The 20,863-nt window shown below is 62.5% G+C and carries 19 protein-coding genes; 7 read left to right on the top strand and 12 right to left on the bottom strand.

Annotated features, from left to right (window positions below):
• From OES25_08895 to OES25_08885, 3 genes are read left to right on the top strand one after another with little or no spacing between them, the layout of a single operon-like run.
• Window positions 1-1,443 carry a Glu/Leu/Phe/Val dehydrogenase gene (locus OES25_08895; GenBank protein MDH3627759.1) on the top strand — a complete coding sequence of 481 codons (1,443 nt, stop codon included), beginning with the start codon at window positions 1-3 and terminating at the stop codon, window positions 1,441-1,443.
• A 3-nt stretch (window positions 1,444-1,446) separates the two neighbouring features.
• Window positions 1,447-5,037, top strand: a complete 3,591-nt coding sequence (locus OES25_08890) for a hydantoinase B/oxoprolinase family protein (protein MDH3627758.1) — start codon at window positions 1,447-1,449, stop codon at window positions 5,035-5,037.
• On the top strand, window positions 5,030-5,914 hold the full coding sequence (locus OES25_08885; protein MDH3627757.1) for an ROK family protein: 885 nt from the start codon (window positions 5,030-5,032) through the stop codon (window positions 5,912-5,914). The genes OES25_08890 and OES25_08885 overlap by 8 nt, the downstream gene beginning before the upstream one ends.
• Here OES25_08885 and OES25_08880 read toward each other — a convergent pair.
• The 9 genes from OES25_08880 to OES25_08840 all read right to left on the bottom strand — a co-directional run bounded on the left by OES25_08880 (window position 5,911) and on the right by OES25_08840 (window position 13,934).
• The gene (locus tag OES25_08880; protein ID MDH3627756.1) at window positions 5,911-6,564 is read right to left on the bottom strand and encodes an endonuclease III; all 654 of its coding nucleotides are present in this window, start codon (window positions 6,562-6,564) and stop codon (window positions 5,911-5,913) included. The two genes, OES25_08885 and OES25_08880, sit on opposite strands and share 4 nt — an antisense overlap.
• Window positions 6,565-7,206, bottom strand: coding sequence for a nitroreductase family protein (locus tag OES25_08875; GenBank protein MDH3627755.1), 642 nt, complete (start codon window positions 7,204-7,206; stop codon window positions 6,565-6,567).
• A complete protein-coding gene (locus OES25_08870) occupies window positions 7,203-7,772 on the bottom strand; it encodes a hypothetical protein (GenBank protein MDH3627754.1) in 570 nt (189 codons plus the stop codon). The genes OES25_08875 and OES25_08870 overlap by 4 nt, the downstream gene beginning before the upstream one ends.
• Window positions 7,773-7,787: 15 nt before the next feature.
• Window positions 7,788-8,876 (bottom strand): AAA family ATPase, encoded by a 1,089-nt coding sequence (locus tag OES25_08865; protein MDH3627753.1) that lies wholly within the window; start codon window positions 8,874-8,876, stop codon window positions 7,788-7,790.
• Between the two features lie 72 nt (window positions 8,877-8,948).
• Window positions 8,949-10,427 carry a PH domain-containing protein gene (locus OES25_08860; GenBank protein MDH3627752.1) on the bottom strand — a complete coding sequence of 493 codons (1,479 nt, stop codon included), beginning with the start codon at window positions 10,425-10,427 and terminating at the stop codon, window positions 8,949-8,951.
• A complete protein-coding gene (locus OES25_08855; protein MDH3627751.1) occupies window positions 10,417-10,923 on the bottom strand; it encodes a PH domain-containing protein in 507 nt (168 codons plus the stop codon). The genes OES25_08860 and OES25_08855 overlap by 11 nt, the downstream gene beginning before the upstream one ends.
• Before the next feature lie 16 nt (window positions 10,924-10,939).
• Entirely contained in the window at window positions 10,940-11,308 is a 369-nt protein-coding gene (locus OES25_08850) for a hypothetical protein (GenBank protein ID MDH3627750.1), read from the bottom strand.
• 64 nt (window positions 11,309-11,372) lie between these two features.
• Window positions 11,373-13,235 (bottom strand): M1 family metallopeptidase, encoded by a 1,863-nt coding sequence (locus tag OES25_08845; protein MDH3627749.1) that lies wholly within the window; start codon window positions 13,233-13,235, stop codon window positions 11,373-11,375.
• 21 nt (window positions 13,236-13,256) lie between these two features.
• The gene (locus OES25_08840; GenBank protein ID MDH3627748.1) at window positions 13,257-13,934 is read right to left on the bottom strand and encodes a phytanoyl-CoA dioxygenase family protein; all 678 of its coding nucleotides are present in this window, start codon (window positions 13,932-13,934) and stop codon (window positions 13,257-13,259) included.
• A 64-nt stretch (window positions 13,935-13,998) separates the two neighbouring features.
• On the opposite strand from OES25_08840, the gene OES25_08835 reads away from it, so the two are divergent.
• From OES25_08835 to OES25_08820, 4 genes are all read left to right on the top strand, one after another.
• Window positions 13,999-15,558 (top strand): hypothetical protein, encoded by a 1,560-nt coding sequence (locus OES25_08835; protein ID MDH3627747.1) that lies wholly within the window; start codon window positions 13,999-14,001, stop codon window positions 15,556-15,558.
• Window positions 15,555-17,075: an MFS transporter gene (locus OES25_08830; GenBank protein ID MDH3627746.1), complete on the top strand. Its 1,521-nt coding sequence runs from the start codon at window positions 15,555-15,557 to the stop codon at window positions 17,073-17,075. The genes OES25_08835 and OES25_08830 overlap by 4 nt, the downstream gene beginning before the upstream one ends.
• A 71-nt stretch (window positions 17,076-17,146) precedes the next feature.
• Window positions 17,147-18,199, top strand: coding sequence for a hypothetical protein (locus OES25_08825; GenBank protein ID MDH3627745.1), 1,053 nt, complete (start codon window positions 17,147-17,149; stop codon window positions 18,197-18,199).
• 46 nt (window positions 18,200-18,245) lie between these two features.
• Window positions 18,246-19,238, top strand: coding sequence for a TlpA family protein disulfide reductase (locus tag OES25_08820; protein ID MDH3627744.1), 993 nt, complete (start codon window positions 18,246-18,248; stop codon window positions 19,236-19,238).
• On the opposite strand, the gene OES25_08815 is transcribed toward OES25_08820, so the two are convergent.
• The 3 genes from OES25_08815 to OES25_08805 form a co-directional block, all read right to left on the bottom strand.
• Window positions 19,235-20,155 (bottom strand): class I fructose-bisphosphate aldolase, encoded by a 921-nt coding sequence (locus OES25_08815; protein ID MDH3627743.1) that lies wholly within the window; start codon window positions 20,153-20,155, stop codon window positions 19,235-19,237. The genes OES25_08820 and OES25_08815 overlap by 4 nt on opposite strands.
• Before the next feature lie 87 nt (window positions 20,156-20,242).
• Complete coding sequence (locus tag OES25_08810; GenBank protein MDH3627742.1) at window positions 20,243-20,557, bottom strand: TMEM14 family protein; 315 nt, start codon at window positions 20,555-20,557, stop codon at window positions 20,243-20,245.
• Window positions 20,558-20,848 (bottom strand): hypothetical protein, encoded by a 291-nt coding sequence (locus OES25_08805; GenBank protein ID MDH3627741.1) that lies wholly within the window; start codon window positions 20,846-20,848, stop codon window positions 20,558-20,560. It lies immediately after the preceding gene.
• Window positions 20,849-20,863 lie beyond the last annotated feature (15 nt).

Here is a 20,863-nt window from a genome sequence, read left to right as displayed (position 1 = left end):
ATGGCCACCAGAAAAGTCGTTCGCAAGAAGCCTCAGGAAGATCTCAATCTTCATCGCATCGTCAACACGCAGTTCGACAACGCGACGCGCAGATTGAAGTATCCGAAGGGGTTGCTGCAGCAGATCAAGGCCTGCAACAACGTCTACTTCATGCAGTTTCCGGTGAAGTTCGGCGACAAGTACAAGATGATCAAGGCCTGGCGGGCCGAGCACAGCCATCACCGCAGCCCGCTGAAGGGCGGCATCCGCTACAGCCGACTGGTGGACCAGGACGAGGTCATGGCCCTGGCCGCGTTGATGACGTACAAATGCGCCATCGTCAACGTGCCCTTCGGCGGTTCCAAGGGTGGCGTCCAGATTCAGACCCGTGCCCACACGGCGGATCAACTCGAGCGTGTCACCCGTCGGCTCACGGCGGAGTTGATTCGTCGAAACTACATCGGCCCTGGCATCAACGTCCCCGCTCCCGATTACGGCACCGGCGAACGTGAGATGGCATGGATTGCCGACACCTACGCCGCCTTCCATCCCAGCAATGTCGACAACATGGGTTGCGTGACCGGCAAGCCGTTGTCCCAGGGCGGGATCTCCGGCCGCACCGAGGCCACCGGGCGTGGCGTCGTCTATGCACTACGCGAGCTGTTCGAGCACCCGCGCGATCTGAAGAAGGTCGGCCTCGACGGCACCCTGGAAGGCAAGCGCGTCTCCATCCAGGGGTTCGGCAACGTGGGTTACCACGCTGCGCGAATCCTGCACAACGAGGACGGTGCGAAGATCATCGCCATCGGCGAGTGGGACGGCACGATCTACAATCCCAAGGGGATCGACATCGACAAGCTGGCCCGCCATCGGAAGCGAACGGGATCGATCCAGAACTTCCCCGGGACCAAGGGCCTGAAGAATCCCGGCGACTGCCTGGAAATCGAGTGCGACATCCTCATCCCGGCCGCTCTGGAGAATCAGATAACCCTTTCCAACTGTAAGAAGATCCGGACGAAGGTCGTCGCCGAGGCCGCCAACGGACCGACGACCCCCGGTGCCGAGGCGTACCTGACCAAGAACGACGTGCTGGTCATGCCCGACATCTTCATGAACGCCGGAGGTGTCACCGTCTCGTACTTCGAGTGGACGAAGAACCTCTCGCACATCCGTTACGGGCGTCTCGAGAAACGAATCGATCGTAGTAAGCGCGCCAACCTGCTCGACGCCGTCGAGGTACAGACCGGCAGCAAGTTTCCGCGGTCGGTGAAGGCGTCTCTCGTCCGTGCGAACGAGGAATCAGACCTGGTTCACTCGGGACTCGAGGAATCGATGGTCACGGCGTATCGGGAGATCTCGGAGATCAGCAGCCGACGGCGGGGGATCGACATGCGCACCGCGGCCTACATCTGTGCCATTCAGAAGGTGGCTCAGAGCTATATGAAGATGGGGATCTTTCCCTGATCGATGTGGCGTATCGCAGTCGACACCGGTGGAACGTTTACCGATGCGCTGGGCATCGATCCCGACGGCCACACCCACATCGTCAAGATTCTCAGTCACGGAGCGTTGCGTGGCGAGTTGCCGGTGGACGCATCGCCTGACGCGGACCCCGCGACACAACTTCGCCGGAGTTTCCCGCGCGCGCTACCGCGCGACTTCTTCCGCGAATTCTCCGTACACTGGCTGGGGACCGAAGGCGTCGGCCGCCGAACTTTCGAGCTACGCACGAACCTCGACGTTCCGCTGTTGGCCGCGCACCTGCTGACGGGTGTCACACCGGGCGATCCTCTTCCGGCTCTGGAGTTGAGGCTTGCGACCACCCTCGGCACCAACGCGTTGCTCGAACGACGCGGCGTGCGAGTGGCGTTCTTCGTCACGGACGGGTTCGAAGATCTCCTCCTGATCGGCGATCAGCAGCGGCCCGAACTCTTCACCCTCGACGTTCGGCGAGATCCTCCACTCTACGCCAGGGCCATCGCGGTGGATGAGAGGGTCGCCGCCGACGGCTCGATCCTGCGCCCCCTGTCGACGGCATCCCTCGACGACTCGATCACGACGCTCCTGGCCGAAGGCATCGACGTCGCGGCGGTCGCGCTGCTCCACGGCGACATCGCCCCGGATCATGAGCGCCGACTCGCCGACTACCTTCGGCGGCGTGGCTTCCGTCATGTCTCCCGTTCCGGCGACCTATCTGCAGGTACCCGTCTTCTGCCACGATCCCAGACCACCGTCGTAGATGCCTACCTCGCGCCGCTTCTTAACGCCTACCTGGAACGTGTCGCACGAAGCGTGACCGGCGGCCGACTGACCGTGATGACAAGCGCGGGTGGCCTGCTGGTGCCCGACCAGTTTCGAGCGAAGGACAGTCTCCTCAGCGGTCCTGCAGGGGGCGTGGTGGGTGCGGCGGCGGTCGGGCGAAAGCTGGGCTTTGACCGCGTGATCAGCTTCGACATGGGGGGCACCAGCACGGATGTCGCCCGCTGGGACGGCGATTTCCAGTATCGCTATGCCCAACGTATTGCGGGGCGAGAGATCCTCGCACCGGCCTTGAAGATCGAGACGGTGGCCGCAGGTGGTGGCTCCATCTGTCATCTGGAGGGTCGACGTCTCCAGGTGGGCCCGAGAAGCGCAGGCGCCGACCCCGGCCCCGCCTGTTACGGTTCCGGCGGTCCGTTGACGATCACCGATGTCAACCTGTTGTTGGGGTATCTCGATCCAACGCGGTTCGATATTCCCATCCACGTCGACGCTGCGGGGGCACGCCTGGACGAGCTCTGCGCGGCTCTCCGTGAAGCCGGTGAAGTCACGTGTGATCGTCACGAGATCTTGCTGGGACTTCGCGAGATCGCCGACGAACACATGGCGGCGGCCATTCGACGGATCTCGGTTCGAGAGGGTTACGACCCCGCCGACTTCGTCCTGGTTGCGTTCGGTGGTGCCGGCGGACAACACGCCACGGGTGTCGCCGATCGGTTGGGAATCAAGACGGTTCTCGTCCCGGATCGCGCGTCGGTCCTGAGCGCCGAGGGGGTGCTTACCGCCGCCCACCAACGGTTTGCGGAACGACAGCTCCTCGAGCGCCTCGAGGATTGTCTCCCGCGACTCCCCCGCCTGTTTGACGAATTGGAGCACGAGGCCTGCGGAACCGATCATCCGAACATCCGTCGCCGAACGGTCCATGCCCGGTTCATGGGGCAGGACGACTCTCTGGAAATCCCCTACCTGGGGGGAACAGAACTCGCGCAGCGATTCGAGGCCTGCTTCGCGAAGCGTTACGGGCATCGTCCCGAGGATCGTTCGATCGAGGTGGAGATGCTGCGCGTGGTGGCCTCCGCCGATCCCGACGAGATTGTCACGACAGAAACGCAAGAGCCGGCGACGCCTGAGATTGACGGACCCGACGGCATCGACGGACTCCACACACGGACCTGGATCGACACCGGCTGGCAGGGGCGACGCCTTCAAGATGGGTCGGTGCGGATCACACGAGGCGCGACCCACGCGGAAAGCGGCACACGACCTCAGGCTGCCCAGCTGGAGTTGTTCCAACATCGATTCACCGCCATCGTGCGGGAGATGGGCGAACGACTTGAGCGCACCGCCATCTCGACCAACGTGAAGGAACGGCTGGACTTCTCCTGCGCTCTTCTCGATCCGGAAGGCCAGCTCGTCGTCAACGCTCCCCACATCCCGGTCCATCTCGGCGCGCTGGGACTCTGCGTGCGTCGTCTGATGGATACGTTGGAGATGCAGGAGGGCGACACCGTCGTCACCAACCATCCGGCGTTCGGTGGCTCTCATCTTCCCGACGTGACGCTTGTGACGCCCGTGTTTCATGAGGGGCAGCGGGTGGGATTCGTAGCCAACCGCGCCCATCACGCCGAGATCGGCGGTACCCGGCCCGGGTCGATGCCGCCGGACGCCACATCGCTCAGCGAGGAGGGCGTCGTGCTCTCACCCTTGCTTCTTGTGCGACGCGGGGTCGCGGACTGGAAGACCATCACCCGGCTCCTGACCGACTCGTCCCACCCGACGCGCAAGCTGTCCGACAACCTCGCCGACCTGCGAGCCGCACTCGCTTCCAATCAGGCAGGGGTTCTGGGCTTACAACGACTCCTGACCGGTCACGGCACCGCGACGGTCCTCCGCTACATGAGAGATCTTGCCGGCCTCGTGGAGCGAGAGGTGCGGGTCGCCCTGCGATCGCTCGGGGCGGTGGGCACGGTGCTTCGGGCGAAGGAACAACTCGATGACGGCGCCCCCATCCGCGTCGCGATCGAGATAGGCGACGACGCGACAACGATCGATTTCACCGGTAGCGCTCCGGTACACGCCGGCAACCTCAACGCAACGCCGGCCATCGTTCGATCCGCGGTATTGTACGTGATTCGTCTCCTCGTCGATCGACCCTTGCCACTGAACGAGGGACTCCTTCGGTCGGTCCGTATCAAATTGCCCGACGGCATGCTGAATCCGGTGTTTGTCGCCGACGCCACCAGGTGCCCGGCCGTGGTCGGTGGGAACGTCGAGACCAGTCAGCGGATCGTCGATACGCTGTTGAAGGCGTTGGGGAGAGCGGCTTGTAGCCAGGGTACGATGAACAACGTGTTGTTCGGCAACGACGACTACGGCTACTACGAGACCATCGGCGGTGGCTGCGGCGCAACCGCCACGTGTGATGGAGCGGACGGAGTCCACAGCCACATGACCAATACACGGATCACGGACCCCGAGGTTCTGGAGCGACGGTACCCGGTCCGCCTCGAGCGATTTGGGATCCGCCGCGGGTCCGGCGGCGATGGACGGCGGCGGGGCGGGGATGGGCTGCGGCGTGAGTGGAGTTTCCTGCAACCGGCGAAGTTATCGGTCCTGTGCCAACATCGGATCGAGATGCCGTACGGCATGTCCGGTGGAGACGCGGGCCAGTGCGGACGTCAATGGCTTGTTCGTGCCGACGGGACGGAATTGAGACTGGCGGCAAGAGACGCCGTCGATGTGGACGCGGGGGACCGGTTGATCATGGAGACCCCCGGAGGTGGCGGATACGGTGACTGAACAGCGAAGAATCGGCATCGACCTGGGTGGCACCAAGATCGAGGGCATCACGATGGACGCCGATGGGACCCTCGTCGATCGACGTCGGATCGCAACGCCCCGCAACGACTACGAAGGTGTTCTGGCGGCGATCCATGACCTCACGAAACAGCTGGGCCAGGGCGCCGTCCTGCCGATTGGAATCTGCACCCCCGGTACCATCTCGTCGAAGACGGGCCTGATGATGAATTCCAATTCGATCTGCCTCAACGATCGTCCGTTTCACGATGACCTGACGGATCGGCTCGGACAGCGACCCGCCATCGCCAACGACGCCGACTGCTTCGCGCTTTCGGAGGCCACCGACGGGGCCGGTCGTGATGCGCGAACGGTTTTCGGCGTGATCCTGGGGACCGGCGTGGGGGGTGGCATCGTGATCGACGGTAAGCTGGTCTCCGGCCCCAACTCCATCGCCGGCGAGTGGGGTCACAACTCGCTGCCGAGACCCTCCGCGGAGGAACTGTGCGTTCCCCCCTGCTATTGCGGTCGTATCGGTTGTATCGAAACTTTTGTATCGGGGCCGGCACTCGCAGCCGATCATCCAGGTGAGGGCGACCCCGAGACCATCGTCGCCGCGGCAGCGGCCGGCGACGTCGAGGCGAATCGAACCCTCAAGCGGTACGAGGACCGGCTCGGTCGGGGCCTCTCGTCAGTCATCAACATCCTCGACCCGGAGGTCATCGTCCTCGGTGGCGGACTCTCGAGCATCGACCGTCTCTACACCAACGTGCCACGGGCCTGGGATCGTCATGTTTTTTCGGATCATGTCGCCACCCGTCTCGTTCCGCCACGATTCGGCGCCAGCAGCGGTGTGCGCGGGGCAGCCTGGCTGGTCTAGCGGGAACGGCCGACGCCGATCCGCGGGCAGTCGTTCGCCACGACGCATTCGGTACATAACGGCGAAACCGGCTTGCAGGTCGCCTGACCGTGACGGACCATCGTCTCGTTGATCGGAATCCAGTGCCGGGGATCCAGAGACTCGCGGAGCAACGCCTCCGTGGTGTCCGGGTGATCGCTCTCGATCCAACCAAGACGATTGCAGATCCGATGCACGTGGACGTCGACACAGATCCCGGGGAGGTCGAACCCCAGGGTGATGACCAGGTTTGCGGTCTTGCGGCCGACACCGGGGAGCCGCAGGAGACTCTCCATCGTCGAAGGCACGTCGCCGCCGAACTCCCTCACGAGCATGTGACAGATCGCCTTGATCTGGACGGCCTTGCGATTGAAGAACCCGGCGGGATAGATCAGCCTGGCGATCGTCTTATCGTGCAAGCGTGCCATCGCGTGTGGAGTGTCCGCGCGACGGAACAGGCGCTCGGTGGCCGGATAGGTCACCTCGTCCTTGGTCCGTAGCGAGATGATGCAGCCGATCAGGATCCGAAACGGATCGCTGCCGTTCTCGGTCTTGAATCGATGGATATCGTGAATCCGACCGAGGTCTCGCATCACCCGATTGACGATACGTGTCGGCAGCCGCGACGCCATCTAGAGATCGGCACCGTCGTCGTGGACGAGCACCTCGTCGACCGTCAGTCGTGGCTTGCGTGAGGCCGGTCCGCCGATCGGGTATCCGACGACCAGTAGCATCACCGGTTCGAATCGATCCGCGATGTGAAACTCGCTCTTGACCCTCGGGGCATCGAAACCGATCAGCGGGCCGGACGCCAGGCCGTGGGCCTCGGCGGAGAGCATCATCACCATCGCTGCAAGCGACGCAGAACGCAGGGCCTCGTCTCGTGCCAGTTGCGGCGTTTCGTAGATCTGCTTCGCCAGGCGCTGCCAGGCCTCCGCCTTCCCCGCCGGTAACACCGCTTCATCAACGGCCCGCTGCATGACCTCGGGTAGACGATCGATGCCCTCACAATCGCCGAGAACGATGAAGGTAACCGGCGCATCCATGATCTGACGCTGATCGAACGCCGCTGCGCAAAGGCGTCGACGGGCCTCCGCATCCCGAACGGCGATGAATCGCCAGTGCTGGATGTTGAATGACGACGGCGCTTCACAGGCATCTGCGACTAGCGCACGAATCTGATCGTCGCCGACGGGTCGCCGCGGATCGAAAGCCTCACTGGAGAGACGACGTCGGATCAGGTCTCGAAATGACTGTGTCGGGTCTCCGCTCACTTCGACGGAACCTCGTGCCCCACACGGGAAACCGCGCGGCCAATTAGTTCGGCCGCCTCGATACCGATCCCGACGCCGTGTCCTGTCACCAATCCCATGTAGAGATAGATCAGCAGCGTTCGAATGGCGTTGTCCGACGTGAGAGAGTGGTAACTCATCATCGGCGCCACCGCGAAGAAGATACCCGCGACGAGGGGTCCGAGAAGCAGGAACTTGCCGACGGTCCAACCGTAACGCGTGAGTTGATCGAAGATCCAACCCACGACGATCAGCCCGAGCGCGATGACGATCCCCGAGGACGCGTACAGCGGGCCGCGGCTCTGCCACAACGTGAGCTGAAACACCGAATAACCGATCGCAACCGCCGAAGCGTGGGACACGTGCCGGTCACGCATCAGGGCCACGATGGCCGACGCGACGACGCCAACGACCAGAACGTTGAAGATGGGTCCGGTGGGATCGAACAGGCGGCCGCGGAATGCCACCCAGCCCACGCCAACCACTCCGGTCAGTCCGGCCACGAATCTCCCGAGGAATCGTGTCAGAGTGGCGGACGTTTCGGCCACGAAAGGTCCTGCTCCCTAGTCCAGGGACGATTTGAGGGCGCGCGTGACGACGCCTTCATCAAGTAGCAGTCGATAACCGTCGCCGTTCTTGACGACCTCTTCGCGGCCGAACGGATCGTATTCGAACGGCTTGATGATCCGGCCGTACACCTCTTTCAGGGAACGCGCGCCAATGCGGCGAGCCTCCGACGCGGTCTGCGCGACAAGCTGGATCGCCTGATCGTTGATCGACAGGTCTATCTGTCGTTTTCTGAAGAACTCGCGGGAGATGTTGAACACCGAGTCGTCCGGTTCGATGAAGATCCGGGAGAGCATCGCCGCGTCGAGATCCTGCAAGATGACCGAGTTGTCGAAACGGGATAGAAACTGCGGCTGCATTCCGTAGTCGAACAGGTCTTCCTGCTTGAAATGGTCGCGGAGAGTGAAGTACTCGCGGATACTGACGTCCGATCCGCTGACCACGGTCTCTGTCGGCAGCTTGACACGACTGGTCGGCGAGGTGACGCGCTTGAAGACCTGGTCGTAAAGGGTCTCGTAGGCCCCCGCGCAGAGAAACAGCATCTTGGAAGTATCGATCGTGACCGGCTGAGTCTGACGCCCCTCGCCGTCCAGCTTGACGCGGTGCACGACTTGCTCGCCCTCGATCAACGTCAGCAACGCTTGCTGAATGTTGATCCCGGTGACGTAGGGCTTGCCACCCACCATACCCGAGACCTTGTCGATCTCGTCGAGACAGACGGTGGCATGCTGCATGTACTGGCCGACCTGTTCCGCCGACGCGCTCGGCCCGAGAATCTTGCGGGCCCGCTCCTCCAGGGTCGCAAACAGGCGACTGGTGTCGATCACACCCTCTTCGGTGGCGAAGGTGTTGGCGTTCATGATGATGACGACGCGATACTTGCTGAACTCGTCGTGCTCGGAGTACAGCTTTTCCATCGATCGCATGATCGTGGTCTTGCCGGTGCCGGAGTTGCCGATCAGCATCAGGTTGCCGAACATCTCGCCGGCCAGATGCTTGAAGATCGCGACCGAGACGAAGCGCAGCGCCTCCTCCTGACCGATCACGTCCTTCTTCATGTAGTCGTTGATTTCGACCGGATTCATACCTGTCTCGCCTCCGTGGTCATTATATCGATACGACCCACCCCCCCTGGCCGTCTAGCGCCAAGTGAGGGGTTACCAGCGGAAGTCGGTCCGGGAGGTCTCCAGGTAGAGCTGGTCCCGGAGCAGGGCGGCGGTCTCGGCGGGAATCAGGGGGATATCGACGGTCCGCCAGCCGGCCCCGGATCCGGCCGTGTCGATGCAGAGCGAGGCCATCTTGTGACGACGATCGAAGGGGGTTTCGCGGATCGAGATGCCCTGGATCTTGTCGATTCGCACGACGGCCATGCGACGGAACCACCAACCCCTGCGAAAGAGGACCACCCGATCACCCAGGGCCCAACGACTGTGAAGGACGAATTTCCGTGCGTAGATCGATGCCCACAGGACGGCCAGGATCCAGAGCGGTACGACCCAGACCTTCAGCAACAGGGTCAGAGGCAGTGCGATCAACGAGAACACGATGATTAGGCGTTTTCGGATTCGCCATTCCGCCCGGGGTGCCAACGGGCGCCATTCGAGGGAGTGCCATCGGGTCTCGGGTAGTACGGCCTCGATCAGATCCACCATCTTCTGCGCGGGGAAGATCGGCGCTAGCCACGGACGACGAACGATCGTGGACTCGTCGGGATCCGACGACTGACGCGTGCTGCCGGCGGTCTTCGCAAGAACGGAAACGCGATTGAACAGTCGTTGCAGGGGGCCCTGGCGGGTGGCCAGCAGCTGAACCCGTTGCAACGGGATCGTCGCCTGGATGCGGGTGAACAGCCCGTACTCGGTCCGTAGTCGATCCATGCGACGGGTCAGCTTGAAACCGTGGTAGCGCATCACGCCCCACGCGGTCGAGAGCAATGCCAGCGCAACGATGATGATGAGCGCCAGAGCGACTCCCGTCACGATCGATAGCCAGAGGGGTGGAGCCTCGATCTGCAGAAACCGCTCGAGGAGGGCGGGAATCTGTTTGACCTGCTCCTCGCCGACTTCCCACCACTCAAACTGCGACGCGACGCCGAGCACCGCGCCGACGAGAACGAGTCCACGATTCGAGATCAACCCGTACAGGGCGACCTCCCGGAGGGACAACTGGACAAGCGGCGTGGACGCCGGGGTTGTCGACGTCACGGAGGGTGCCACGGTGTCCGCGTCGACCTGTTGTCGAAGCTCTCGCACGGCGTCCATCGACAGGACGCGCATGACGGCCTCGGGTTTGTCCCCCGACGCGGTCTCCAGCTGAACCTCGGCGACACCGAACATTCGGTGGAGCGGGTTGCGAACCAGATTCACGTTCTGAATTCGCGTGAATGGGACGTGACGGACTTTCCGCAGGAGGATGCCCTGTCGGATGATCAACTCCTCCTCGGTGAGTCGATAGCGGTAACTGATGTAGTGCAGAGTGCCGGCGATCATCGCGGGAATCACGGCGAGCATCAGCCAGAACGACGCGAAGCTACGGGCAACCACGATCGCGATGATGACCGGGACGACGAACGACCGCAGGGCGCCGACGATGGAGAAGAACACCGAGCTCGGGTGGAGTCGGTGCTCAGACTCCATCCGACTCTCCGAACGCAATCAACGTATCTCTGAGACGCGTCGCTTCTTCGTGGGACAGCCCCGCCAGCGATTCCGACGCGTGCTGAGTCCCCGCGGTGTAGATGATCAGAGTGCCCAGACCAAAGGCGCGTTCAATCGGGCCCTGGGTCACATCGATGTGTTGGATGCGGGTGATCGGGATCGAGGTCTCACCGCGAAACCAGACGCCGCGTATGATCCAGATCCCTTCCTGGTCCATTCGATAGCGGGTGTGACGGTACTGGAGAGGTGGCCAGAGCCACGTCCAGACCACGAGGATGAAGCTGGGAACGAAGAACGCTGCCCCAAACCCGATCCACGTCACGATACGGGGAGAATCCCCGAAGATCGTAATCATCGATGTCGTGAACAGGAAGCCGAGACCGACGATCACCGCAAAGATCGCCGACCACGCACGGGACAGCGTGACACTGCGGGGATCGAGTTGTCGTTCTTCGGTTCGGGGTGACTCAGGCACCGGACCAGTCTAGCAGCTAGCTACCGAGTTCGAGTCCCGCAAGAAGGCTCTTCATCTTGACCAGATCTGCGTCGGATGCGGGATAGAACAAGACTCCACAGATGTTGCTGTCATCACTGTCGGTGGCATGCATGACCAGAAGATCGCCCTGCAACGTGCACTCGCCGATTTGACACGTCGTGTCGTGGAGTGTCGTACCGATCTCCAGCTGGTCGAACGGCAGGTCGGTCTCGAACGAGAACCCCGCGACACTCACGTCCAGGAGGCGGAAGCGTCGCATCTTGCCGTTGGGCTGAGGGAACGTGAATCCGACCCAGGCCTCTCGCGATTCGTGGATCTTGAAACGGCGATGACCTCGTCGACAGTTGCTGGCTGTTTGCCCCATTTCGGCCTCCGTCTCCCCCGTCGACGAATATAGGGGCGGGCATGGGAAGAAAACCAGTCGCGGCTCAACCGGACGGTTTTAGCAACTCGTCCAGCGCCGAACTGGCGATCGGGTGGTAGAACGGGCGCCCCTTTTCGTAGATTTCCAGCGCCCTTTGCCGCCCCTCGTCGCTCTTCGCCATCTCCGCGTAGAGCGGCCGGAGGAACTTGGCGCGACCCATGCTGAGTAGGAACCTCTCGGTGGCCGCATCGGCGGGCCCGTACCCGGTCCGGATCCCATGGACCAGCCAGGCGTGCAGGACCTCCGCGTTGCCGGTCTCGGTCAGGCCGAAGGCCTCGTCAAGCTCTGCCATTCGTTGGGCGGCGAGTCCGTCGGGAAGCTCACGGATGAAACGTAGCCACTCGTGGGTGGTCCATTCGGTCGTCTCCAGTTCGTCCAGAGCGCCGCCCTCCAGCCAGCGTTCGCGTCCGGCATCGACACGACGAAACGCGTCGGAGTCGATCGCGATGGCATCGTCCGGTAGGCCCGAACCATGGACCCAGGTGTCGATATCCACGGCATCGTCGATCTCGGGAAACTTCAGACGTAAGAACGTCAGGAACTTATCCGTCGTCATCGACTGGAATGCAAACGTGTCGAAGTACTCGCGTAGGAACACGTCCCATCGGTCTCTACCGACGGCCGCCTCCAGTCGACGGAGGAACTGGTAGCCCTTGTCGTAGGCGACGGAGGTGAACGAGTCGTCGGGGTGTCTTCCCACCAGATCGACCTGGAGCCGGGTATCTTCTTTGGACAGCGTCTCTATCTCTTCCAACAGGTCGCCGAGGCCGATGGCGGCCAACATTTCGGAGTAGGGGCGACCGTAGATCGCCTCCATGATTCGGAACTCGAAGTAGACCGTGAATCCCTCGTTCAACCAGAAGTCGTTCCACGTCGCGTTGGTGACGAGGTTGCCGGACCACGAGTGGGCAAGCTCGTGGGCGATCAATGAGACCAGCGATCGATCCCCCGCCAGGACCGTGGGCGTCACGAAGGTCAGCCGCGGATTCTCCATGCCGCCGAACGGGAAGCTGGCCGGTAGGACGATCAGGTCGTAACGCTCCCAGGCGTACGCTCCGTAGAGGCCCTCCGCCGCTTCGATCATCTTCTCGGTATCGGCGAACTCCCAGGCGGCCGACTGAAGCACCTCGGCTTCGGCATAGACACCACTCCGCCGTCCGATCGATTGGAATTCCACGTCCCCCACCGCAAGCGCCAGCAGATAGGCCGGCACCCGCTGCGGCATCGAGAAACGGTAGACCCCGTCAGGTGATTTCCGGGTGGGGTTCACCGCACTCATCAACGCCATCATTCCCTGCGGCACGCGCACGACGGCCTCGTAGGTCATACGAACCGCAGGACTGTCCTGACAGGGAACCCACGTCCGGGCGAAGATCGACTGCGATTGGGAGAGCAGGAACGGAAACCGCTTGCCGGTGGTTTGCTCGGCCCCGAGCCACTGAAGGGCCTCGGCGCCGGGGTCCGACGAGTAGCTCACGTGAACCCATTCGGTCTCGGCCGCAATCTCGATCGACAGCGGGCTTCCGAGATGTTCGACGGGTTCGCCGATCTTGAAGTCTGTCGGCGTTCGATCGTCCCCCAGGGTCACGGCATGGATCGTCAGGTTCTGGCTATCGAGCCAGAGTTGATTGGCTTCTGCGTGATGCGCGATCTTCAGCGAGGCCGTCCCACTGATGGTCCGGGCCTCGAAATCCACGGTGACGTCCAGAAGAAGATGATCGACGGCGATCTCGTCGGGACGAGCGAACGAGTGTGGATCGCGTCCGGCGGCGGCTAGCGAAGATTGCTCACTGGTCGATGGACCGCAGGCAAGCGTTGCGAACAGACCGCCGACAAATACAAGCAGAGCAAGTGAACGCACGGTCATCCTCGAATTCTGGCGGTGTTGTTACGCCGACTTCTTCTTGTAGGTCTGGTCCAACATCGGGCGCACATCGTCCGTCAGGTTGGGCGTTCCCCGATGGAGAATGTTGCCGTCGCGAAAGATCGCATCGCCAAGAGTCAGTTGGAGAAGATAGCTGTGGATATTCGAGATCCCGTCGATGCCGGCGTAGTCTCGCGGTAGGTGATGGCTTCCCGGAATAACTTCCATCGCGCCGGTCTGCCACATGAACTCGAGCAGGGGGATGTTGAACGTCACCCGGATAGTCTGGTGGGGGCCATGGACATCCGGCGTGTCTTCCGGCTTCTGATCCGAGTGCCATGCCATGTGGGAGGCACCCTTCCAGGCGGCCTCGACCAGCGTCCAGCCACGATCCCACTGTCCCTCGCCCAGGGTCGCGTCCACCAGTTCTTCGATGATGGCGTTTCGTTGGTAACGATCGTCCGCCAGGGCGCCGCGCAAGAGGCTTGCGTACTGATCGAGATGCAGCGCCAGGCGTCCCGTTGCCCGACCACTCGCAAATTCGTCCTTATTGGCCTTGGCGTATTCGGTCTCGAGTAACGGGGCCAGTTCATCTCGCAACTGCTGGACGAACTCGACGGGCAAAAAATTCCGCAATACGACGAAGCCGTTGAGGTGAAACTCACGGAGCCAGATGTCTTTCTGCTTTGCGTCGATAGGCATGTCACGAACCTCCCCGAAGACGTTAGCATAAACCCTCCATTACACTGGAAACCGGAGGAAGCGTGTGACCCCCGTCGATCGACCCACAGGTCATTTCGCGACCAGCGTCCTGCTGGTCGCGGTCACGGTCGTCTCGCTCGGCGCGTGGATCCCCTTTCTTGGACGTGACGCGCTCGCGGCGTTGTTCCACGACGACGCGTTCTACTACTTCCAGGTGGCTCGCAACGCCGCGTCGGGAAACGGCCTGACGTTCGATGGGATTCACGCGACCAACGGATTTCACTTCCTGTGGCTTGTCATCCTCGTTCCGGTGTTTGCGTTCGTATCCGGCGATCTGGCCCCGCTCCGTGTGATCGCGTTGCTCGAGACCGCGCTCTGTGCCGGCGCCGCGGTCGTGCTCTACCGCACACTCTGTCGTTGGGTTGATCGACGAAACGCGCGGCTCGTCGCTCTCCTCCTGATCGCGATGCCGATGGCCCGCGTCATCCTGCGCTCGGGGCTCGAGAGCAGCCTGATGCTCTTTCTCCTGTTGTGTGTGTGGCGATCCTGGTCGGGCCTCCGTCAGGACGAGGACGGGACTGCGGGGCACTGGCTGTGGCTCGGTGGTCTCTGCCTGTTGGCGATGCTCGCCCGTCTTGAAGCGGCCTTGCTGCTACCGGTCATCGTGCTCTTCGAATGGCAACGACTGCGGCAGACGCCGCGGTGTCTTGTGGCGTTGGCGCTCCTGCCGACGCTGGGACTCGTCGGCTACCTGGCCTGGAACCAACTTGTGTTCGACTCGGTGCTGCCCATCAGCGGAGCGGTCAAGGCGGAGTGGGCGGGCAACGCACCGTTCGGTCAGCGTCTTCGCGCTCTCGCCGAGTTTCCGTGGGTCGGCAGCGCGGCCGTCCTGCGGGTCACCGGTGCGACGCGAATTGCCGCGCTCGGAGCCGGTGGCATCGCGCTCTATGGAGGTCTCCTGGCAGCCGCGGTGTCGATCGTCTGGCTGCGTCGAAGGGACGCGACTCCACGACTCACCCAGCCCGGTGTTGTCTGGCTCCTCGTTGCCGGTGCGGTAATCATCGTCGCCGACATGGGGGTCGTGATCTGGATGCCGGCCTGGTATCAGGGGCCGATCCTGCTGGCGACCTCCCTCGTCGCCGGGCTGCTGGTCTCTCCTCGCATGACACGCTGGTTGATTCCGCTGGTCATCGCGTTGGCGTTGGTTCGGGTGCCGACCACCGCATTGAATCTGAAAGAGCCCGGACGGTTCTACCCGGCGCAACGCATCGCAGCCGCACGTTGGCTAGCGACGAACACTCCGGAAGGCAGCCGCATCGGAAGTTGGAATGCCGGCATGTTGGGCTACTTCTCTCATCGGCATGTCGTCAATCTGGATGGGCTAGTGAACGACAAGCGATATCTCGAACAGGTGATTCGCGGGAACGATCTCGAAACTTATCTCGCAGAGACGTCGATCGACTTTCTTGCCGATCAGACTTGCGGCGACCGGCCGACGTTGCTTCCTTACATAAGTAGGACCGGGAGCCAACACCTCGAAGAACGGTTGACTCTGGAAGAGGCGTTCGGTCACGGGCCCGCACGTTGTCCCGGCTACTCCGTCTGGCGTCTGCAACCACGATGACCTCAACCCTCGCTTCTCGTCGGACACTCTCCGTCACCCTGCTCTCGTTCTCGTCGGGGTTACCGCTGGGGTTGATCTGGATCGCGTTACCGGACTGGATGCGAAACTCCGGCATCGACATCAGGGTCGTCGGGCTGATGACGCTGGCGCAGGCACCGTGGGCATTCAAACTCCTCTGGGCACCTCTGATGTCCCGCTGGGAGCCGGCATTTCGCGGGCGACTGCGAAGCTGGATGATCGTCACCCAGGTCGGGCTGATCCTGGGGACGGCGGCCCTCGGTTTCTTCGCCAGCGCCCCGGACCTCCCCTGGGTGATCCTCTCGGTATCGATGGCGATCGCGTTCGCTGCCGCGTCACAGGATATCGCTCTGGACGCCTATGTCGTGGAGGTCCTGGAGAAGGGCGAGCACGGCGTCGTGGTCGGCGCACGAACGGGTTTCTATCGCGCGGCCATGTTCGTCAGCGGTGGGATGACGATCTATCTCGCCTCGGTGATCTCGTGGCAACTGGTTTGCGGCCTGCAAGCACTGCTCTACCTGCCGATGATCTACGTGACCTGGCAGACCCAGCCGGTCCCCGATCGCGCGGAGGCGGGAGCGCGGAACCTGCGTCGCGAAATCTGGGAACCGTTCGTGGGCATGATGACCCGCCCGCGTGCCCTCGAGATCTTGACCTTCGTGTTGCTCTACAAGTTGGCGGACGCGTTGTCGCAGTCGCTCCTGCGACCCTTCCTGATCGACATGGGTTACGGCGACTGGGATCGCGGGGTTGGTCTGACGACGGTCGGTCTTATCTGTACGGTGGGTGGAACGTTCTTCGGTGGGATCGCGTCGGACCGGATCGGTCTTGGGCGTGCGCTGTGGGTATTTGGCGCGCTTCAGATCCTGTCGAACGTCGGTTACCTGTGGATCGCCCATCTCCCGACTACCCGCTGGGCGATGTACAGCGCGATGTCGTTCGAGATGTGGACCAGCGGTATGGGGATGGGGGCCTTCGGTGTCCTCCTCTTGCGACTGACGGCAAAACGATTCTCGGCGACGCAGTATGCGTTGTTCTCCAGCATGTTCGCGTTGCCCCGTGTCGTCGGTGGACCGATCACCGGGTTCATCGTCCATCAGTTCGATTGGAGTTCGTTCTTCATCTTTACGATGATCGCCGGACTGCCCGGCATGATCCTGCTCTCTCGATTCGTGCCGTGGGGCACGCGAGAGATCGTGTTCAACGTCGAGGACGACGGGCGACGAGGCGCGGTGGATCGAGCCATGGCCTGGCGACGGGGAGCGCTGGGGGCGGTCGCCGGCGGTGTCACCGCAGTCGGGCTCGTCGCCCTCGGACGATCCCTCGAGGCCTTGAAGGACGACTCGTCGGCGCCCTTCGACCTGGGGTCCGCCGTCGGTCAGATTCTGCTACCCGACGGCACCGGCGGCTGGATCCTCCTGACAGGAATCGTCGTTTTTTCCTTGATTTGCGGACTTCTCGGCGCCGCCAGCGCAAGAAAAGGGGACAGATTTATTTAATCTCGGCCTCCGCAGGATGAAGTCACTAGGTTTACCTGCGGTTCCCAATCCGACAAATGGCACCGTGACCCATGACGAAATCCCGCCGCACGATCGTGACCCTCGGCATCGGCCTGGTCCTGATCCTGCCGTTCACCGAGTGTGGACTGAGGCTCGCCGAGAGGGGCGCAGCGACCGACTCCTTCGCGGACCGTCTGCTGGGTCGGGTGCTTGCGACCGAGGATCGACCTTCGGGGGCCGATCCCGTACCCCATCCTCACTACGGCTTCACGCTCCAGACATCTACCCAGCGAACGATCGATGGGCCAACGCCCTATTCGATCGACACCAACCAGCTCGGGTTTCGCGCGAAGCCGCCGGTGACGATCGATCAGTTGCCGTCGAATACGATGCGCGTCGTCGTTCTCGGGGACGATCGTTTGTTCGGCGTCGGCGTCGACGCTTCAAACACGTTCGACGCACAGTTGGAGTCGGTAGCCGCCGCCGAGACGATCCAACTCGACGTGCTCAACTACGCGCTGCCGGGGTTCAACAGCGTCCAGGCGCTGGCGGTAGGACGGGATCTCATCCCTCCGCTTGCCCCGCACCACACCGTGATCGGTCTCTCGTTGGAAGATGACCCGTTGGCCAACACCCTGGTGACCCTCGACGAGGGGCGATACCTGCCACTGGCCGGCTCGCGGGAAGCCCTTCGCGATGAACTCCTCAGGCGTCTCGATCTTGGCGGGGGCCTGGCACTCGAGCGACGCTGGGCGTTGGGCCCGGGCGCCCGTCGTCTGCGCTACCAGATGGCCGAAGAGCCTGCAGTCATCCTGCGAGCTGTGATCGTGTTGCAGGCACTGAACGATGTCGTGACCGAGAATGGGGGGCATCTGACCGTGCTCCTGTTCCCTCCGACCGAGTCTTCGAGCGGCTCGCGGTGGGCCGACTGGGCCGGTGCCTCGCGTATCACTCAGACCTACGCAAACGCACTGGCCATCGCCGGTTTTGAAACGATCACGCTGCCCTCGAGAGACATCGAGTCCAACCGGCAAATCGCCCGTACCGTCTGGCCCCATCTTCGATCTGGCGGGGGTCGACCGACTGCGGAGCCTGCTGGAACAGGCCGTGGCGGGGCCGACTAGATAGAATGCGCCCTCGACCGTATCACTACCTGAGATGAGATCGATGATGACCCAGAAGAGACGGATCGGGCTGGGGTTCGCTCTGTTTCTGCTTCTGTCGCTGCCGCTGAGCGCAGGCGTCGTGATGGAGCCGACCAACCCACCGGACTGGCACATCTCGGAGTGGATCAACGGAGATCCCGGCCCCCTTCGCCAGCAACGCGACAAGGTCGTCATCATCGAGTTCTTTCAGATGTGGTGCCCGGCTTGCAATCAGTTCTCGCTCCCATTGATGCAGCGATGGGAGGAAAAGTACGGACGACGAAGCGACGTGCTGTTGGTCTCGATCCACACCGTCTTCGAGGGGCATGACGTCCAGACACCGGAGCGACTAAAAGCCTTCGTTCAGGAGAAGGGTATCCGTCGCCCCGTCGGTATCGACGGCTACGAGATCATCGACCCCGAGATGCCGGTCACGATGAAACGCTTCAAGACTCAGGGCACTCCCCAGATCGTCATCATTGGCAAGGACGGCAAACGGGTCTTCGATCACTTCGGAATCTTCAACGCGCGTAGCATCGAAGGGTTCATCGACCGGCTGTTGCGTGATGTCGAGGAGGACTCCGTCGGCCAGTACCCCACGATGAAAGACGACGATCGTGTTCGCCCACCGGCGGTCGATCCGATGTCGGGTCGATACAGGCTCGAGTTGCAGCAGGTCGCCAATACCTGCGCGTTGCCGGCGTTACCCCAGCAGCTCGATCTCGTCATCGAGATCAAGGGAAACAACATGCGAGCGACGTTCGGGACCGGGTACCTGGGCGTCAAAGAGTTGACGCTGGACTACAACGCGGCGACTCAGGGGTTTAATCTCGATAGCCGCGATCAGAAACAAGACGGGGACCAGGAACTGATCGTGCAGCTGGAGATCAAGGGACGGGTTTTTGGCGATAACCCGACGGAGATGCAGTTCACCGCGATCCTGAATCAGGGCGGCCCCGGCGCGGGGCCCGAATGTCTCGTCGAACTACAGGGCTACGGACAGAAGCTCGGTCGCTAACCGCCGTAGATCGCCATGATCTTCTTCAACATCGCGACAGCGGTCTTCTGCGGACGCTGGAACGAGTTGCGACCGATGATCGAGCCGAACCCGCCGCCATCCTGGATCGCCTGAATCTGCTCGAATAGCTTGCTGTCGTCCATCTTCCCGCCACCGGAGAAGATCACGATCCGTTTGCCGTTGAAGGCCGACTGAACCACGTGCTTCACCCGATCGGCCAACGTATCGATGACGATGCCCTCGGACTCATAGACCTTGCGAGCGGCGTCCTGCTCGAGATGGGCGGACGGTAGCTTGACCTTGATCACGTGGGCACCGATCTGAGCGGCGATCTGTGCGGCGTAGGCGACGACATCGATACCGGTCTCACCATCGCTCGAGATATCCGTTCCGCGGGGATACGACCAGACGACCGTCGGGATCCCGACACCCTTCGCATCCTCGATCAGCTCGCGCAGTTGCTCATACATGATCGGCGAATTCGACGACCCGGGATAGATCGTGTACCCGATCGCCGCACAACCCAGTCGCAGCGCATCGCCGACACTCGACGTCTGGACGGAAAGCGGGTTGGCGTCGGAGTACAGCGAGTTGTTGTTGTTGACCTTGAGAATCAGCGGCACGTCGCCGGCGAACTTCGCGGCGCCGGCTTCCAGGAAGCCGAGGGGTGCGGCGTAGGCATTACAGCCGGCCTCGATCGCAAGACGGAAGTGGTAATCGGGATCGTATCCGGCGGGGTTGGCCGCGAAGGATCGGGCCGGACCGTGCTCGACGCCCTGATCTACCGGGAGAATCACCATCTTGCCCGTCCCGGCCAGCGTGCCGTGATTCAGCATCCGCGCGAGGTTCGAGAGAACCCCGGGATTCTCGCCTGAGTAGTGGGACAGAATCTCTGCGACACGCTCGGTCATGATCATTCCTCTCGTGGGTCCATCGGCGGATCCGGTTGCGCCGATATGGTGTCCCATCGTCTCCGCGCCCGCAAGGGGGCCGGGCGGGACGATCTAGAGGAGGAACAGGCTGACGACCAACACCGCCAATCCCATGTCGGTGACGACTAGAAGCATTCCGGACGGCATGAACTTCTTCGTCTTGACGAATCTGAGGGCGAACATCGCGCTGAGGACGCCACAGATCACGATTCCGGCGATGATGGCGGCCTTCGGGCTCGACTGAGCCCACCAGGCACAGACCAGATACGCCGCGGCACTACCGAAGCCCGCCATCAGGGACACCTTCGAACCGGCGCGAAAGCCGATCGCCCCACCGATGGCCATCAGCACGGCAAGGGCAACGAGTGTGTAGAGCGCCAGTGGCATCTAACGAACCCAATCGGTCGGTTGTCGATGTGCGGCCCGCTCACGTGCCGACCAGATCAGATGGACGATCGCCGCAAGAATGCCGCCGACGACCGCAGCGGCCAACCAGCTTCGCAGAGTCTCCGCGGAGGGAGACGGCAGGATGATGACGACGTTCACGATGAACGCAACACCGATGGCGAACGCATCGACCCGCGAACGATGGAGGGGGTTTCGACTTCGCTCCCTGAGCCAGAAGAAACCGATGACACCGTTCACGAGCAACGTGAGGAGGATTGCAGCACTGCTCATGACGGTGATTATCTT

The organism is Acidobacteriota bacterium (assembly GCA_029861955.1).
Taxonomy (GTDB): Bacteria; Acidobacteriota; Polarisedimenticolia; order Polarisedimenticolales; family Polarisedimenticolaceae; genus JAOTYK01.
The sequence above is the reverse complement of the archived record's forward strand: the minus strand, read 5'-3'. Positions and strand labels throughout refer to the sequence as shown.

What these genes read in the sequence shown, in the direction of transcription:
- OES25_08895 (MDH3627759.1), top strand. Translation starts at nt 1, where the DNA reads ATGGCCACCAGAAAAGTCGTTCGCAAGAAGCCTCAGGAAGATCTCAAT.
- OES25_08890 (MDH3627758.1), top strand. Translation starts at nt 1,447, where the DNA reads ATGTGGCGTATCGCAGTCGACACCGGTGGAACGTTTACCGATGCGCTG.
- OES25_08880 (MDH3627756.1), bottom strand. Translation starts at nt 6,564, where the DNA reads ATGGCGTCGCGGCTGCCGACACGTATCGTCAATCGGGTGATGCGAGAC.
- OES25_08865 (MDH3627753.1), bottom strand. Translation starts at nt 8,876, where the DNA reads ATGAATCCGGTCGAAATCAACGACTACATGAAGAAGGACGTGATCGGT.
- OES25_08860 (MDH3627752.1), bottom strand. Translation starts at nt 10,427, where the DNA reads ATGGAGTCTGAGCACCGACTCCACCCGAGCTCGGTGTTCTTCTCCATC.
- OES25_08850 (MDH3627750.1), bottom strand. Translation starts at nt 11,308, where the DNA reads ATGGGGCAAACAGCCAGCAACTGTCGACGAGGTCATCGCCGTTTCAAG.
- OES25_08845 (MDH3627749.1), bottom strand. Translation starts at nt 13,235, where the DNA reads ATGACCGTGCGTTCACTTGCTCTGCTTGTATTTGTCGGCGGTCTGTTC.
- OES25_08840 (MDH3627748.1), bottom strand. Translation starts at nt 13,934, where the DNA reads ATGCCTATCGACGCAAAGCAGAAAGACATCTGGCTCCGTGAGTTTCAC.
- OES25_08830 (MDH3627746.1), top strand. Translation starts at nt 15,555, where the DNA reads ATGACCTCAACCCTCGCTTCTCGTCGGACACTCTCCGTCACCCTGCTC.
- OES25_08825 (MDH3627745.1), top strand. Translation starts at nt 17,147, where the DNA reads ATGACGAAATCCCGCCGCACGATCGTGACCCTCGGCATCGGCCTGGTC.
- OES25_08820 (MDH3627744.1), top strand. Translation starts at nt 18,246, where the DNA reads ATGACCCAGAAGAGACGGATCGGGCTGGGGTTCGCTCTGTTTCTGCTT.
- OES25_08815 (MDH3627743.1), bottom strand. Translation starts at nt 20,155, where the DNA reads ATGATCATGACCGAGCGTGTCGCAGAGATTCTGTCCCACTACTCAGGC.
- OES25_08810 (MDH3627742.1), bottom strand. Translation starts at nt 20,557, where the DNA reads ATGCCACTGGCGCTCTACACACTCGTTGCCCTTGCCGTGCTGATGGCC.
- OES25_08805 (MDH3627741.1), bottom strand. Translation starts at nt 20,848, where the DNA reads ATGAGCAGTGCTGCAATCCTCCTCACGTTGCTCGTGAACGGTGTCATC.